The 14,097-nt window shown below is 66.8% G+C and carries 15 protein-coding genes and 1 pseudogene; 12 read left to right on the forward strand and 4 right to left on the reverse strand.

Annotated features, from left to right (window positions below; genetic code table 11):
- Together phoB and LRS12_RS00780 are read left to right on the forward strand one after the other, a co-directional pair.
- Entirely contained in the window at positions 1-693 is a 693-nt protein-coding gene (phoB, locus tag LRS12_RS00775) for a phosphate regulon transcriptional regulator PhoB (protein ID WP_257842845.1), read from the forward strand.
- A 156-nt stretch (positions 694-849) separates the two neighbouring features.
- Complete coding sequence (locus LRS12_RS00780) at positions 850-1,146, forward strand: hypothetical protein (protein WP_257842846.1); 297 nt, start codon at positions 850-852, stop codon at positions 1,144-1,146.
- Positions 1,147-1,206: 60 nt separating this feature from the next.
- On the opposite strand, the gene LRS12_RS00785 is transcribed toward LRS12_RS00780, so the two are convergent.
- Positions 1,207-1,833, reverse strand: coding sequence for a tol-pal system YbgF family protein (locus LRS12_RS00785; RefSeq protein WP_257842847.1), 627 nt, complete (start codon positions 1,831-1,833; stop codon positions 1,207-1,209).
- 36 nt (positions 1,834-1,869) lie between these two features.
- Between LRS12_RS00785 and LRS12_RS00790 the strand changes: the two genes are divergently transcribed.
- The 9 genes and pseudogenes from LRS12_RS00790 (at position 1,870) to LRS12_RS00830 (ending at position 10,800) form a co-directional block, all read left to right on the forward strand.
- Positions 1,870-2,766, forward strand: coding sequence for an SDR family NAD(P)-dependent oxidoreductase (locus tag LRS12_RS00790; protein WP_257842848.1), 897 nt, complete (start codon positions 1,870-1,872; stop codon positions 2,764-2,766).
- Positions 2,767-2,989: 223 nt separating this feature from the next.
- Positions 2,990-4,060, forward strand: coding sequence for a hypothetical protein (locus LRS12_RS00795; protein ID WP_257842849.1), 1,071 nt, complete (start codon positions 2,990-2,992; stop codon positions 4,058-4,060).
- A gap of 89 nt (positions 4,061-4,149) precedes the next feature.
- A complete protein-coding gene (locus LRS12_RS00800) occupies positions 4,150-4,929 on the forward strand; it encodes an IS5 family transposase (RefSeq protein ID WP_374580018.1) in 780 nt (259 codons plus the stop codon).
- A 277-nt stretch (positions 4,930-5,206) separates the two neighbouring features.
- Positions 5,207-6,085 (forward strand): hypothetical protein, encoded by an 879-nt coding sequence (locus LRS12_RS00805; protein ID WP_257842851.1) that lies wholly within the window; start codon positions 5,207-5,209, stop codon positions 6,083-6,085.
- Positions 6,086-6,162: 77 nt separating this feature from the next.
- Positions 6,163-6,654: a pyridoxamine 5'-phosphate oxidase family protein gene (locus LRS12_RS00810; protein WP_257842852.1), complete on the forward strand. Its 492-nt coding sequence runs from the start codon at positions 6,163-6,165 to the stop codon at positions 6,652-6,654.
- Between the two features lie 115 nt (positions 6,655-6,769).
- Positions 6,770-8,095, forward strand: a complete 1,326-nt coding sequence (locus tag LRS12_RS00815; RefSeq protein ID WP_257842854.1) for an MFS transporter — start codon at positions 6,770-6,772, stop codon at positions 8,093-8,095.
- Positions 8,092-9,011 (forward strand): annotated as a pseudogene (gene cysK / locus LRS12_RS00820) (cysteine synthase A). The gene LRS12_RS00815 and the pseudogene cysK overlap by 4 nt, the downstream one beginning before the upstream one ends.
- 99 nt (positions 9,012-9,110) lie before the next feature.
- Positions 9,111-9,395, forward strand: coding sequence for a hypothetical protein (locus LRS12_RS00825; RefSeq protein ID WP_257842855.1), 285 nt, complete (start codon positions 9,111-9,113; stop codon positions 9,393-9,395).
- Between the two features lie 220 nt (positions 9,396-9,615).
- Positions 9,616-10,800 carry a cell wall hydrolase gene (locus tag LRS12_RS00830; RefSeq protein ID WP_257842856.1) on the forward strand — a complete coding sequence of 395 codons (1,185 nt, stop codon included), beginning with the start codon at positions 9,616-9,618 and terminating at the stop codon, positions 10,798-10,800.
- On the opposite strand, the gene LRS12_RS00835 is transcribed toward LRS12_RS00830, so the two are convergent.
- Together LRS12_RS00835 and LRS12_RS00840 are read right to left on the reverse strand one after the other, a co-directional pair.
- Complete coding sequence (locus LRS12_RS00835) at positions 10,793-12,064, reverse strand: PH domain-containing protein (RefSeq protein ID WP_257842857.1); 1,272 nt, start codon at positions 12,062-12,064, stop codon at positions 10,793-10,795. The two genes, LRS12_RS00830 and LRS12_RS00835, sit on opposite strands and share 8 nt — an antisense overlap.
- Positions 12,065-12,269: 205 nt before the next feature.
- Positions 12,270-12,755, reverse strand: coding sequence for a PH domain-containing protein (locus LRS12_RS00840; RefSeq protein WP_257842858.1), 486 nt, complete (start codon positions 12,753-12,755; stop codon positions 12,270-12,272).
- Positions 12,756-13,000: 245 nt separating this feature from the next.
- Between LRS12_RS00840 and LRS12_RS00845 the strand changes: the two genes are divergently transcribed.
- The gene (locus LRS12_RS00845; RefSeq protein ID WP_257842859.1) at positions 13,001-13,156 is read left to right on the forward strand and encodes a hypothetical protein; all 156 of its coding nucleotides are present in this window, start codon (positions 13,001-13,003) and stop codon (positions 13,154-13,156) included.
- On the opposite strand, the gene LRS12_RS00850 is transcribed toward LRS12_RS00845, so the two are convergent.
- Positions 13,153-14,025, reverse strand: coding sequence for a hypothetical protein (locus LRS12_RS00850; RefSeq protein ID WP_257842860.1), 873 nt, complete (start codon positions 14,023-14,025; stop codon positions 13,153-13,155). The genes LRS12_RS00845 and LRS12_RS00850 overlap by 4 nt on opposite strands.
- Between the last annotated feature and the right edge of the window lie 72 nt (positions 14,026-14,097).

A 14,097-nucleotide genomic window follows, 5' to 3' on the forward strand; every position in this document is an offset into this window, starting at 1 on the left:
ATGAGCCGCGCGCGCATGTTGCTGGTCGAGGACGATGCGGCGCTTGCCGAACTCCTCACCTATCATTTCCGGCGTGAGGATTTCGAGGTCCGCCATACCCCCGATGGCGAGGAGGCGTTGCTGCTCGCCCAGGAATCGCCGCCGGACATCGTCCTGCTCGACTGGATGGTCGAAAGCCTGTCGGGGATCGAGGTCTGCCGCCGCTTGCGCCGGATGAGCGAGACCGCGAATGTGCCGATCATCATGCTCACCGCGCGCGGCGAGGAAGAGGATCGCGTCCGCGGGCTGGAAACCGGGGCCGATGATTATGTCACCAAGCCCTTCTCCCCGCGCGAGCTGGTCGCGCGCGTCGGCGCGGTGTTGCGCCGCGTGCGCCCGGCGCTGGCAGGCGAGGCGCTGACCTATTCCGACATCGAGATGGATACGGTCGGCCACAAGGTGCGGCGCGGAGGCGAGGTCGTACCCCTCGGCCCGACCGAGTTCCGGTTGCTCAAGCATTTCCTCGAGCATCCGGGTTGGGTGTTCTCGCGCGAGCGGCTGCTCGACGCGGTGTGGGGGCATGACAGCGACATCGAAAGCCGCACGGTGGACGTGCACATCCGGCGCCTGCGCAAGGCGATCAACATCGGCAATCGCCCGGACATCATCCGCACCGTACGCTCGGCCGGCTATTCGCTCGACGCGGGGCATTGATTTGCTGAGTCAGTTGCGCTGACAGGTGGCACCGGGCCGATGCCGCCTGCATCCAGCGGGTTGGAAGCACCAGGCAAACACGGAAAGATTCCACTCCTGAAACGTTGTCGCGCCGAGCAATTCGCTCCGAAGCGTAACGATGTCAGGAGAAGATTGATGAAGCTGATCGCCCTTGCGGCCGCGCTCGCCGTGGCCAGCACCGCTGCGGCGCAGGATATGGCAACGCCCGCTGCACCCGCGACGCCCGAAACCGCCACCCAGACGGTCGACGATCCGGTCGGCGGCTATCAGCCCGCCACACCGCCGATGCCGACCCCGCCCCCGCCGGGCGCGACGGTGATCTTCAAGCCCTCGGTCTCGCCGAGCGAGGCCTATCCGGCCCCCGCGCCGCTGGCCCATTATCCGATCTGCAAAAAGGGTCAGTATGACAACTGCCGTCAGCGTGGCGGCTAACGGATCGGGCGCGGACAGATCGTCCGCGCCCCATCTGCTTTGCGGCGCTGGGTAGCGTGATCAGCCGATCACCTTCGTCAGCCCGCCGACCGCTGCGTCGAGCGACGCGGCGCTGTCGCACATCCCACCGCACGCCGCCTGACGCCGCTGCAACTTGTGCAGAACCGACCTGGCCGCATCGATATCACCGAGTTTGATCTCGGCCAGCGCAAGCCCTGTCATCGCGGCGACATCGCGGTGCCGGCTCGCCTTTGCCGCGTCGCGGAAGAAACGACGCGCCGCCTGCGCGTCTCCCATTTCGAGCCACGCCACGCCCTTCAGCAGCTGCGCGTCCCGGCTTTGCGGGTGCACGAACGGGCTGCCCAGCTCGGCCAGCGCTTCGCGATACTTCTCCTGCGCGACCAGATTGCGGGCGGTCTCCACCCGCGCTGGATTATGCCGCGCGCGCACCAGCGTTGCGGCTGGCATGAGATTCAAATTCGGCGTGTAGGAGCTGGACCCGGTCGGTTGACCGGTGGAACTCTGCGCGACGGCGGGCGAAGACAGTGCACAAGCAGCGATAGCGAACAGGACAAGACGCATGACTAACCTCCTCTTCGAACAGCCGACCGTATCGCAACTTACCCAAATCGACAAATGCGGAATCCAGCGCGACGTTCGCTCCACTTGCCAGCCGCGCGCGCGCACCGCATAGCCTGACGCAAACGTCAACTCGGAGGGGTTATGAGCATCAGTTTCGCCGGCAAGGTCGCGATCGTCACGGGCGCTGGCGGAGGGTTGGGACGAGCCTATGCGCTCGAGCTCGCCCGGCGTGGCGCGCGCGTCGTGGTCAACGACCTTGGCGGATCGCGCGACGGCAGCGGCGCGTCGGACGCGGCGCAGCAGGTGGTCGAAGCGATCGTCGCGGCGGGCGGCGAGGCGATGGCAAATGGCGGCAGCGTCACCGACTATGCCCAGATGCAGGAAATGGTGGCCCGCGCCACGGAGGCATGGGGCGGCGTCCATATCCTGATCAACAATGCCGGCGTGCTGCGCGACAAGAGCTTCGCCAACATGGAGCCGGAGGATTTCCGCTTCGTCATCGACGTCCACCTCAACGGATCGGCCAACGCGACCAAGGCGGTGTGGGCAACGATGCGTGACCAGAATTACGGCCGCATCCTGATGACCGCCTCGTCAAGTGGCCTGTACGGCAATTTCGGGCAGGCCAATTACGGTGCGGCAAAGCTCGGCCTCGCCGGTCTCACCAAGACGCTCCACCTTGAGGGCGCGAAGTATAATATCCGCGTCAACACCCTCGCTCCCACCGCAGGCACGCGGATGACGGAGGACATTTTCCCGGAGGCCGCGTTCAAGGCGTTCACGCCAGAGAGCGTCGCCCCCGCCGCCCTGTTTCTGGTGAGCGATGACGCGCCCACCAACGCGATTGTCGGCGCGGGTGCGGGGGTCTTCCAAGCCGCCTATGTCACCCTGACCCAGGGCGTCCATCTGACCGGCGACGAGATGACGCCCGAGGGGGTCGCGGCGCACTGGGCGCAGATCACCGACCGCACCGGCGAGATCGTCCCCAAATCAGGCGGCGAACAGGCGATGACGATCATGGCGAAACTACAGGGGTAAGCCGTTTTCAGTGATGCGGCACCAGCCCGCTCCCGCACCCGGCCACCCATAGACTACACTGTCGTTGGGTGGCCGGGTGCGGGTGGCCCGGCAATCGTTACTTTGCGGGGACCCGTGGGGGACTGCTGCCGGTGCAGCTGAGCTCCAAACAGTCTAGCACCGTCACGGCGTATTGCGTCGCTAACACACCTGTGGCAGTCTCTCCGATACAGGAGGGACTGCCATGTACAGCGAAGTGGATCTGAACAGCGCGGTGGAGGCCGGGGCCATAAGCCCCGAGGCGGCCGCCGCATTCCGCGATCATATCGCGGCGATGCGCTCTGCGCCGATCGCCGACGAGGAGCATTTCCGGTTGCTCACCGGGTTCAACGACATCTTCGTCTCGATCGCCGCAGCGCTGATGCTGGTTGCGGTGGCCAAGATCGGGGGCGAGATCAAACCATGGCTGGGGGGCCTTGCGGTTGCGGCGCTCGCCTGGGGCCTCGCCGAATATTTCACGCGGGTGCGCCGCATGGCGCTGCCCAGCATTCTGCTGCTGCTCGCGTTCGTCGGCGGCATTGCCGCGACGCTGGTCGGCGTGGTCGCGGACAATGTCGAGCTGCTGGAGCGCTATGTCGGCAACGGGAACGAGACGCTCCAGCGTCAGGTCGCGGCGGGGATCGCAGCGACCGTGGGTCTCGCGACCGCTGCGGCGGCGTGGCTGCACTGGCGGCGCTTCGTCGTTCCCATCACCGTCGCGGCGGGGGCAGTTGCGGTGATCGGTGTCGTCATCGCGTTGATCATGCTTGCATTCCCCGGCGCCAAGGAATGGTCGATGCCGATCGTCCTTGCTGGCGGGGTGCTGATGTTCCTGTTTGCGATGCGGTGGGACATGTCGGACCGCGAACGCAAGACCCGCCGCGCCGATGTCGCCTTCTGGCTTCATCTGGCGGCGGCACCGATGATCGCGCACCCGATCTTCCACATGCTCGGTGTGTTCGACGGGTCGGTCCAGCCGGCGATCGCGGCGGTGGTGCTGCTGCTCTATGTCGGCTTCGCGATCGTCGCCCTCGCCGTCGATCGTCGCGCACTGCTGGTCTCGAGCCTCGTTTACGTCCTCTACGCCATGTACGCGCTGCTCCAGACGGCTGGCGCGGTCGAACTGGGCGCCGCGCTGACTGCACTGGTGATCGGATCGGCGCTGCTGACCCTGTCGGCCTTCTGGCAGCCGATGCGGCGGCTGGTGGTCGGCCCGCTCGGCGGGCTTGGCGACCGGCTCCCGCCGGTGCCCGCACGCGAAGTGGCCTATGCCTGAGCCGGACCGGGGCGCGGAATTCCTGCGCCCCGGTTCAACTAGGGTCGGGACCCATAAACGGGATTCCCTTGGCGGCTGGGATGTGATTCATGCGCTGCGCCAGCAGGAGCGTGGATTTGAGCGAGTTTTGGTTGAGTGAAGCCCAGTTCGAGCGGCTGCGTCCGCTGCTGCCGGACAAGGTGCGCGGTGTGGCGCGGGTCGATGATCGGCGGGTGATCAGCGGCATCATTCATGTGGTGAAGTCGGGCGGGCGCTGGGTCGACGCGCCGGCCTGCTACGGGCCGAGGAAGACGCTCTACAACCGGTTCGTGCGCTGGGCGGCAAAGGGTGTGTGGCAGGAGCTGTTCGTCACGCTCGCGGCAGCAGGCGGGCCGCCCGCCGAGGTCCTGATCGACAGCACGCATATGAAGGCGCACCGCTCCGCGGGCGGTGGAAAAGGGGGGGCGCTCGTCCAGGCGATCGGGATCAGCCGGGGCGGCCGCAACAGCAAGCTCCACGCGCTCACCGACGGCGAAGGTCGGCCGCTCCGCTTCCTGCTGACCGGTGGCCAGGTCGCCGACTGCCGCGCAGCCGATGTGTTGCTCGATGATCTCGCGCCGCGCACCATCGTGCTCGCGGACAAGGCTTACGACAGCAATGCGATCCGCGACCTGATCGAGCGGCAGGGTGCCGTTCCGAACATCCCCTCCAAGACGAACCGCCGCTGGAAAAGCTGCTTCTCCAAGACGCTCTACAAGGGCCGCAACGCCGTCGAGCGCATGTTCTGCCGCCTCAAGGATTATCGCCGCATCGCCACCCGCTACGACAAGCTCGCCACCAACTTCCTCAGCGCCATCTACCTCGCCGCAGCCGTCACATGGTGGTTATGAGTCCCGACCCTAGCGTCGCAACGACATCCAGGACGGACGCAATTGCGACTTGATCGCACAAGTAAAGCACGGGATGCTGTCAGGACAACTGACCCGGTATCGCGCGCTTCAAGGGCCGTATCGCCCATTTTTTAACGTTCACAACCTGCTTCCCGCGCAAAATGAGTAGCAGGCACGTTGCACCCGTGCTGCAGAGCGCCCTTACTTCCCTCCGTTTTGGGGGAAGTTGTGACTTTGTTGCGTCCGAATTTACCTTGTATCGAACCGGCCGCGGGCGATGCTGCCTGAATCTGCCCGTCAGCAGGGGCTCGGCCAACTCGACGGATCGCGGTTCGATCTCCACATCCTTGAGTTCACCGTGTCCGCCCTTGCGCATGCGCTGGACGCATTCGGCAATCTCAACAGCGCGATCCTGTTTGCCGCCACGGCGCGCGCCTGTGGGCCGTTCGACCAGACACCGGGTCGAAAGCGACCGGTCAGTATCAACGCGCTCGCCGCCTCGCTCGGCCGCCCCTTCGAAACGACCCGGCGACATGCCAACGCCTTGATCGACGATCAGTTGATCGCGCGCTCCCCGACCGGCTTGTCGGTGACGGTCGAGGCACTTGGGGAGCCGCGCGTCGCCCGGATGACCGACAGCGCGCACGACCTGCTGGTCCGACTCGTCGAGGATTTGAGCAATGCGGGCTTCGCCTTGCCTCACCCCGCGGCGGACATGACCTACGACGCGCGATCTGGCGTTGGCATCGCGCTCGATCTGCTGCTCGCCGCAGTCGAGAGCCATGGCGGGCGCGAGGAGAATTTTACGCGGCTCGCACTACTGCTCGCGATCGAATGGGCGCATCGCCGCTACGCCTATGCCGGGACAGACGGGGCGAGCGACCCGGTCATCCGTACCAGCACCGCCGCGCGGATCCTGGGTCTCCCCTATGCCACCACGTCACGCAATATCGATGCGCTGGTCGATCGCGGGCTGCTCGCGCGCGCCGGAGCGGGGCTTCGTCCGGTCGACGATTCCAGGGCGGTTGCGGGTCGCACCGCGCTCTCCAATCGCGCGCGGCAGTTGATTGGCCGGCTGGGCCAATGTGGCTTTCCGATGCGCCTGCCCGGAACCGCCTATATCCGACACCGGACCGCCGCGCCGGATTTGGGGTAGGGTCCACCCTAAGCTCCGGAACCGCCCTGCGCCGCCATCCGTTGCTGCTGCAACTCACCCCATAGAGGAGCAGCCCGATGTCCGACCCGCAGGAACTCGCCGACAAATTCTGGAAAGCACTCGACAGCGACCGCACCCTTTTTCTTGGACTCGACGGCGTCCGCGACGGCCACGCCCAGCCCATGACCGCACTGCGCGACGAGAATCAAGAGGGCGGCCCGATCTGGTTCTTCACCACCAAAGACAACGGACTCGTCCAGGCACTTAGCGAAAGCCATCGCGCGATGGCGCATTTCGCGTCGAAGGGACATGATCTCTGGGCAACGCTCCACGGCAATCTCGTCGCCGACAACGATCGCGACGTGATCGACCGTCTGTGGAACCCGTTCATCGCCGCCTGGTATGAAGGCGGAAAGGATGATCCCACGCTCCAGTTGCTTCGCCTCGACACGGAACACGGGCAGATCTGGCTCAACGAGAACAGCCTGTTCGCTGGCGTCAAGATGCTTCTCGGGGCCGATCCCAAGGCAGACTATCGGGACAAGGTCGCCGACGTCTCGCTCGCCTGATCGTCAAACGCGGCAACCGCTTCGCGCAACGATAACTTCATTGCGCGAAGCGTTCGCCAGCCCCTAAGGCCGGATCGACTGCGGGTCATCGGGACCGGCGGTCGGACAGGATCCCATGGCCGCGCATCCCTTTTCGATCCACAACTACCGGGCCTATTGGATCGCACGGCTCGCCTCGACACTGGCGGGGCTGTCGATGGTCGTGGTCATCGGCTGGCAGGTTTATGACATCGCCCGCGAGACGATGGGGATTCGACAGGCAGCGCTCCAACTCGGCTTTGTCGGACTCGTCCAGTTCCTGCCCCTTCTCGCGCTCACCCTCGTCACCGGCTGGGTCGCCGACCGGCTTGATCGGCGCTGGATTGTCCGCGCGTCAATCGCGCTGGAACTGGGGTGCGCCGCCGGGCTCGCCTGGCTGACCCAGACCGACACGATCACCCTGCCCGCTTTGTTCGGCATCGCCGCACTGCTCGGCGTCGCGCGCGCGTTCATCAGCCCGGCACAGCAGGCACTCGCCCCCAATCTCGTTCCCGCTGCCTCGCTCCCCACCGCGATCGCGCTGAGCGCACTGGCATGGCAAGTCGGATCGATCGGCGGCCCGGCGATGGGTGGCTACCTCTATGCGGTCGGTCCTGCAGTACCCTATTGGGTCGCGACCGGTCTGTTCGGCGTCGCGTTCTTGATGATGATGCTGGTCACACCCGTGGCGCGCAGTACGATTGCCCGTGTCGGCAATCCCCTCATGCAAATGATCGAAGGGCTGCGCTACGTCCGCCGCAATCGTCTGGTCCTCGGCGCGATCTCCCTCGACATGTTCGCCGTGCTTCTGGGCGGTGCGACGGCGATGCTCCCGATCTACGCCCGCGACGTCCTGATGATCGGCGCGGATGGGCTGGGACACTTGCGCGCGGCCCCCGCCGTCGGCGCGGTGGCTGTCGCGGTGGTGCTGTCATGGCGACCGCTGAAGACCAATGTCGGGGTCAAGATGCTATGGGCCGTGATCGGCTTCGGCGTCGCGACCACCGTGTTCGGCTGGGCCGGGCCGCTGATGACCCGCTGGTTCGGCGCGTCGATGATCGGAAACGAACTGGCACCCGCAGTGCTGGTCTCGATCGCCGCGCTGATCGCATTGGGGGGCTTCGACATGATCTCGGTCTATGTCCGCTCGTCATTGATCCAGCTGCACACGCCGGATGCAATGCGCGGGCGAGTGGGGTCGGTGTCCACGCTGTTCATCTCCAGCTCGAACGAGCTGGGTGAGGCGCGATCGGGCTTTCTCGCCTCGCTGATCGGTCCAATCGTCGCGACCGTGGGCGGCGGCATCGCTGCTATCTTGGTAACCGCGCTCTGGGCGCGTATCTTCCCCGAATTGCGGCGCGCGCGGACCTTCGATCCGCCCGCGTCGCTCGAGAATTCCCCGCCAGAGGAGATCAAGGCATGAAGGCGAACACGATCCTCGAAACGATCGGCAACACGCCGCACATCAGGGTGAGCAAGCTGTTCCCCGATGCCGAAGTGTGGATCAAGTCGGAGCGCTCCAACCCCGGCGGCTCGATCAAGGACCGCATCGCGCTGGCGATGATCGAGGCGGCGGAGGCCGATGGCAGCCTGAAGCCCGGCGGCACGATCGTCGAGCCGACCAGCGGCAATACCGGCGTCGGCCTGGCGATGGTCGCGGCGGTAAAGGGGTACAAGCTGGTCCTGGTGATGCCGGAAAGCATGAGCATCGAGCGCCGCCGCCTGATGCTGGCCTATGGCGCGAGCTTCGACCTCACCCCGCGTGAAAAGGGGATGAAGGGCGCAATCGAGCGGGCGATCGAGATCGTCGAATCGACACCGGGCGCGTGGATGCCACAGCAGTTCGAGAATTCGGCCAATATCGATGTCCACGTCCGCACCACCGCGCAGGAGATCCTCGCGGACTTCGCCGACAGCCCGCCCGATGTGATCATCACCGGAGTGGGTACCGGCGGGCACATCACCGGGGTCGCCGAGACGTTGAAGAAAAGCTGGCCCAGCCTCAAAGTATTCGCGGTCGAGCCTGAACTGTCGCCAGTCATTTCAGGGGGCAGCCGGGTCCGCATCCGATCCAGGGTATCGGCGCGGGCTTTGTTCCGAAAAACCTCCATACTGACGCGATTGATGGTGCGATTCAGGTCGATGCCGCCGACGCCAAGGAATTCGCCCGCCGCGCGGCGCGTGAGGAAGGCATGCTCGTCGGCATCTCGTCGGGCGCGACTCTGGCGGCGATTGCGAAGAAGCTGGGCGATCTTCCGGCCGGTTCGCGCGTGCTAGGGTTCAATTATGATACAGGTGAGCGCTATTTGAGTGTTCCGGACTTCCTTCCGGAGGCCTGAAAGACTCGCATTCCGTCCCAAAACGAATAAGCTGTCCTGAGTCGGGGAACACGGATTCCGGGGGAAATCGTGCGGAATGCAATGATCTGTGTCAGCGTGATGCTGGCAATCTTTCTGGCGTGGCCGATGGTGTTCGGCAGCGACAAGACCTCTGCTGTGCGGGCTGCGGGTGCCAAGGTGGCCGCAGTTGCCGCACCGGCTGCCAGCGCACGGCTGGTCCAAACCGCGGTCAAACCCGCAGGCGCACCGCAAGCCAAGGCTCTGGAAAGCTGCTTCAAGCGCTATGAGCGCGAATATGCGCGCTGCAATGCGATCGACAGCAGCTGCCGCATGAAGGTGGCAGACCAGTGGGACCTGTGCGAGGCGACGGGCTTCTGGCCCTGAACTGAGGCGGTCTGACGTCCGGGGGCGCGGCGCGGTTTGCCGCGCGCTTGTCTTGCGCTAAAGGACGACGGCCAGCGTTGTTGGCTTGTCGCCGCTGAAGGACCGCGCGCTCCCTGTGACCTCATCTCTCGTACCGGTAGCGACGCCGCGGCTTGCGCCGGGTCTGAGGCTCGCGCTTGCGGCGATTGCGCTCGGCGCTGTCGCGGTGCCGTTGGCTGTGGTGCAACTCGCACCTGTGCCGGACGTTCCGGTGCTGGCGGAGATCACGCGCCCCAAACGAGTCGTGCCCAAGGCCGAGCTGCCCGAGGTCGAGCCGGTGCGGCTCGCCGCGCTGTCGATGCAAGATGCGCGGACATTCAATGCGACGATCCCCTTTTCCACCGCCCCCAATCCGGCGGCGCGCCCGCTGATCCTCGACGCCGGGGCGGAGGATTTCGGGCGAGCGGTCGACTGCCTTGCTGCGGCGACCTGGTATGAGGCGGGCGACGATCCGGTCGGCCAGCGCGCGGTGGCGCAGGTGGTGCTCAACCGGATGCGGCACCCCGCTTTCCCCAAATCGGTGTGCGGCGTCGTGTTCCAGGGGCAGGAGCGTCGGACGGGGTGCCAGTTCACCTTCACCTGTGACGGCGCGATGCGGCGTATCCCCTCCCCCGCCGCCTGGGGCCGGGCGCAGACGATCGCGCAGCAGGCGCTGACGGGGGCGGTGTTCGCCAAGGTCGGGTATTCGACGCATTACCACACCGACTGGGTGGTGCCTTACTGGAGCTCCAGCCTGGACAAGGTGGCGGAGGTGAACACGCACCTCTTCTTCCGCTGGACCGGGTGGTGGGGCACGCCGGCAGCGTTCCGGCGGGGCTATGCCGGCTCGGAGCCGGTTTTTGCCAAGATGGCCGCGCTCTCCCCTTTCCATGCTGGCGGCGAAGTCGCTTTGGCCGGGGTGGTCGACCCGGCGGCGATGCTCGATCCGGACACCATTCCGGAGTCTGCGGTGCCCAAGCCGGTGGCGGCGGGGGGCGACAGTTTCCATGTCGCGCTGGACAAGGCGATGGGGGCGGATGGCTTTGCGGCGCTGGCGATCCGGACCTGTGGCGAGCGGGCCTATTGCAAGTTTCTGGGCTGGACCGATCGGGCCAAGGTGCCGGCGGTTGGCGCGGCGCTGACCCCGGCGCAGATCGAGGCGATGTCGTTCAGCTATCTTCGCGACAAGGAACAGGGGTTCGGCAAGGCGCTGTGGAATTGCGGGGAATTCAAGCGGCCCAGCCCGATCCAATGCATGCGGCGGACGCCGGTTGCGGCGGCTGCCCCTGCCCCGGCTCCTTCGGCGACGCCGGGTGGGCCGGATGGGCTGAGCGGGGTTCGGCGGAAGAGCGATCCGGCTCCGGTCGTTCCTCCAGCCACTAACTGATCCCGGCGGCCAGGTCGCGGGCCAGGGTTGCGCCGTCTTCTGCTGTGACGTCGACCACGGCGGGCGTCGGCCCCATTCCGGCTCCGGCGGTGTCGACTTCGACCGTCACCAGCCCCAGCCAGCGCTGGATCAGGCCCTGACGGAGGGTCACGACCTGAACATTGTCGACCGGGACGATCCAGTCGCGCTGGGCCAGCACGCCTCGCATTACTTGCAGGCTGGCGCTGAGGAGGGCGTAGCGGTGGAATTTGCGTTGCAGCAGGGCGGTGAGGACCGGCGGGACGGTGAGGATCAGGCCTAGCCAGGCCAAGGGGGTCAGCAGCAGGGCGGCGGCGATGACCAGCAGGGGCAGCGGAACGGCGAGGACGAGGGCCCGAAGGATATGGGCCGGGGCTACGGGGCGGAGCGGCAATCGTTCGAAGGGGGGCAGACCGGCGCGGTCGACAATTCCGGCCACTTCGAAATCGCGGGCCAGGGGGGCCATGACCTGACGGCCGCTGGGGTCGTTGCTGCCACCAAGCGTCTGGAAACTCAGGGCATTCCAGCCGAGCAGCCCCCGGAACGGTCCGCGCTGGATCAGGGCCAGCTGGATGCGGCGCATCGCCACGACCACTTCGCTGCGGGTCAGCAACCCCCTGGTGCGGCGGAACCGGCCGATCCCGGCGCGCAGCTTGAAATTCCATTCGCGCAGCACCGTCCGGGCCACCCCGGTGATCACCCCCAACAGCACTACCACACCGAACAGGCCGAAGCCGGTGGAGTAGGTCAACCGGCTGCGCACTTCGCCCTGGGCCGATTGCGCCATGTCGGCGATTTCGTCCCAGCCGAAGCCCATCGCATCGCCGATGAACTGGATCGCGGTGGCAAGGGCGGCGATCCAGACCAGCGAGAAACTGAACAATCCCAGCAGGAACACCCGCTGCGGCGACATCACAAACACTTCGGTCAGCGTGTCCTCGACCGGCAGGTCGAGGCCGGTGCTGACCCGCTTCACCGGGGCGCCGCGCAGGGCTCCGCGCAGCCGGGCGGCTTCGGACAGGGAGACGCTGTCCAAGACCGCTTCGTCCTTGTCGCCGCCGCCGGTTTCGACGCGGACTTCGGCGAGGCCGAAGATGCGGGACAGCGGGCCCTGTTCGATGCCGACGTCCTGAATGCGCTCCAAGGGGATCGAGCGGCGGGTGCGGTTGAGTAGGCCGCGTTCGACCACCAATTCGCTGTCGGTGACGGCATAGGTGAAGCGCCGCCAGTTGATCCAGGTCCACACCAGACTGGCAGCGCCGACCACTAGCGCCGCCAAAGCGATCCAGCCGAGGCCGCGGCCGGAGGTGATGCCGATGATCGCGGGCAGGCCGACGACGTTCTGGGGCGCCTTTTGAGGAACCAGATGCCAATCGTGCCCGGATGGACGCGGCGGGGTTCGTGGTCCTCAAGCGTCTCCGGTTCGGCCACCCCCTCGCTCACCTCCGCGCTCACCACGGGTCGACCGTGAGCTGGTCGCGGATCGCGTCGCGGATCTCCTCCGCCGTCTCGCGGGTGATGCCGGGCAGCTGCACCTCGCTGTTCGCGGTCCCCGCGGTGTGGAGGACCAATGTGGCGACGCCGAACATCCGCTCGATCGGCCCCTGTGCCACGTCGATATGCTGGACGCGCGCGGCGGGGACGATGGTGTGGCGGCGGGCGAGCCATCCCGAGGCGACGTGCAGTTCCTTCCCCGTCCACGCCCAGCCCCAGCGGCTCCAGCGCTTGGGCGTGGCATAGAGCACCGACCATAGCCCGAGCGGGGCGATGACCAGCGGTGGGAGCCACAGCGGGAACCAGTCGAACGCGGTGCTGAGGCCGAAGCCCGGTCCGATCGAGACAAGCGTGGCGACGGCCCAGAAGGCCGCACCGGTGAGGCGCATCGCGTTGAGCTGGCCGCGCTCGAGCGGGTGAAGCGGCGTGTCCGGGAGTAGCATTCCTCCGTTATGGCGGGGTGGGCGAAAGGCTCAAGGGGGTGGCGCGACTATTCCTCCACGGGCGGTTTCCCTTCCTCCCCCTCCGTCGCGCTTTGCGCGCCACAGTGTCGGGTCGCCGGTGCCCCCGGCACCGGCTTGGATTGCTGGGAGCAATCCATCCCGACACTCCCTGGCGGGGGAGGATTATTGGGTGCCCCCAGCCCCGCCGCCGCGCGGGTCTTAGCGAGCCAGGCTTCACGGGCGGCGTGGCCGGCGGCGATCAGTTGGGCGCGTTCGGCGGCATCGGCGGCCGTGACGGCGGCTTCCTCCTCTTCCGTCAATTCGCGTTGATAGTCGTCGACGAGGAGTTCGCCCTCCTCGTAGCCGTCGAAGCCGGGGGTGGTGGGAAATCGGTGCGCTAGGCGCGATGCGCGTCGCTCCACCGGACCAGACCGTCATGAACATCGGAGAAGGCCAGACGATCCTGACAAGAATCGCGGGTGTCGGACGGGCTGTCAGGCGCCTCCTCCGGCGGGGCTTCGGCGGCGAGCGCGACAAGGCCGATGGCTTCGGCGCGGCGCCATTGTTCGTCGGTCCATGTCGCGCGGTCGGCGGGGTCGAGGTCGGTGGCGGGGACGGCGGCGCTGTCATCGACATGGGTGCGCAGCCAGCGATCGGCGCGGGCGAGCGTGCGGATCGGGGCGAGGTCGTCCTCACTCGCCACCCCCGCCGCCCCGAAGCGCGCGGCGAGGAACACGCCGGCGCGGCCCGGTGCCGCCGATTGTTCGACCAGATCGAGATACTGTTCGAAGTCCGCCGCGGCGAGCCGGACGGCGGCGGCGTCGGCATCGGTGCAGGCGGCGTCGGCGCGCTTGTCGAGCCGGTTCAGCATCTTCCACGCCAGCTGGTTGTCGTAGCGGTGACGCGTGGTGATGCGGCCATCGTCGCCGGTGACGGATTCGCGCACGCCGTTGAAGGCGCGGTCCATCAGTTCGTCGGCGAGGGAGTCGCGGGCGCGCAGCTGAGCCGCCTTCCACCCCAGCGCGAACGCCGCGCCGCGCGCGCTGTCGCGCAGGGCATAGGCGGTCTGGCGCGACATGCCGACGATGGCGCACGCCTTGGTCACATTATGCCCACGCGCGAGGGCGGTGAGGAAGCGCTTCTGCTTTTCGGCGGTCCAGCCGTCGTAACGCTGGGCATCGGGCACCCCGGGTTCGAGTTCGTGGAAGGCGGCGTGGTTGAAAGTCGAGACGTCGTAGGGCGCCGGTTCGGCGGGGGTGAAGGCGTTCATTTCCGCAGGTCCTTTGCTGATGTGATGCAGAGGACCGGTTAGACGCCGCGTATGGTGGCGACCTAAAGCAAG

The organism is Sphingomonas sp. J344 (assembly GCF_024700005.1).
Classification (GTDB): domain Bacteria; phylum Pseudomonadota; class Alphaproteobacteria; order Sphingomonadales; family Sphingomonadaceae; genus Sphingomonas.

Bases quoted from the DNA above. Each gene is read 5' to 3' on its own strand.
- LRS12_RS00800 (WP_374580018.1), top strand. From the start codon at position 4,150: ATGCGCTGCGCCAGCAGGAGCGTGGATTTGAGCGAGTTTTGGTTGAGT.
- LRS12_RS00840 (WP_257842858.1), bottom strand. From the start codon at position 12,755: ATGCTACTCCCGGACACGCCGCTTCACCCGCTCGAGCGCGGCCAGCTC.
- LRS12_RS00780 (WP_257842846.1), top strand. From the start codon at position 850: ATGAAGCTGATCGCCCTTGCGGCCGCGCTCGCCGTGGCCAGCACCGCT.
- LRS12_RS00810 (WP_257842852.1), top strand. From the start codon at position 6,163: ATGTCCGACCCGCAGGAACTCGCCGACAAATTCTGGAAAGCACTCGAC.
- LRS12_RS00805 (WP_257842851.1), top strand. From the start codon at position 5,207: ATGCTGCCTGAATCTGCCCGTCAGCAGGGGCTCGGCCAACTCGACGGA.
- phoB (WP_257842845.1), top strand. From the start codon at position 1: ATGAGCCGCGCGCGCATGTTGCTGGTCGAGGACGATGCGGCGCTTGCC.
- LRS12_RS00815 (WP_257842854.1), top strand. From the start codon at position 6,770: ATGGCCGCGCATCCCTTTTCGATCCACAACTACCGGGCCTATTGGATC.
- LRS12_RS00795 (WP_257842849.1), top strand. From the start codon at position 2,990: ATGTACAGCGAAGTGGATCTGAACAGCGCGGTGGAGGCCGGGGCCATA.
- LRS12_RS00790 (WP_257842848.1), top strand. From the start codon at position 1,870: ATGAGCATCAGTTTCGCCGGCAAGGTCGCGATCGTCACGGGCGCTGGC.
- LRS12_RS00850 (WP_257842860.1), bottom strand. From the start codon at position 14,025: ATGAACGCCTTCACCCCCGCCGAACCGGCGCCCTACGACGTCTCGACT.
- LRS12_RS00825 (WP_257842855.1), top strand. From the start codon at position 9,111: ATGCTGGCAATCTTTCTGGCGTGGCCGATGGTGTTCGGCAGCGACAAG.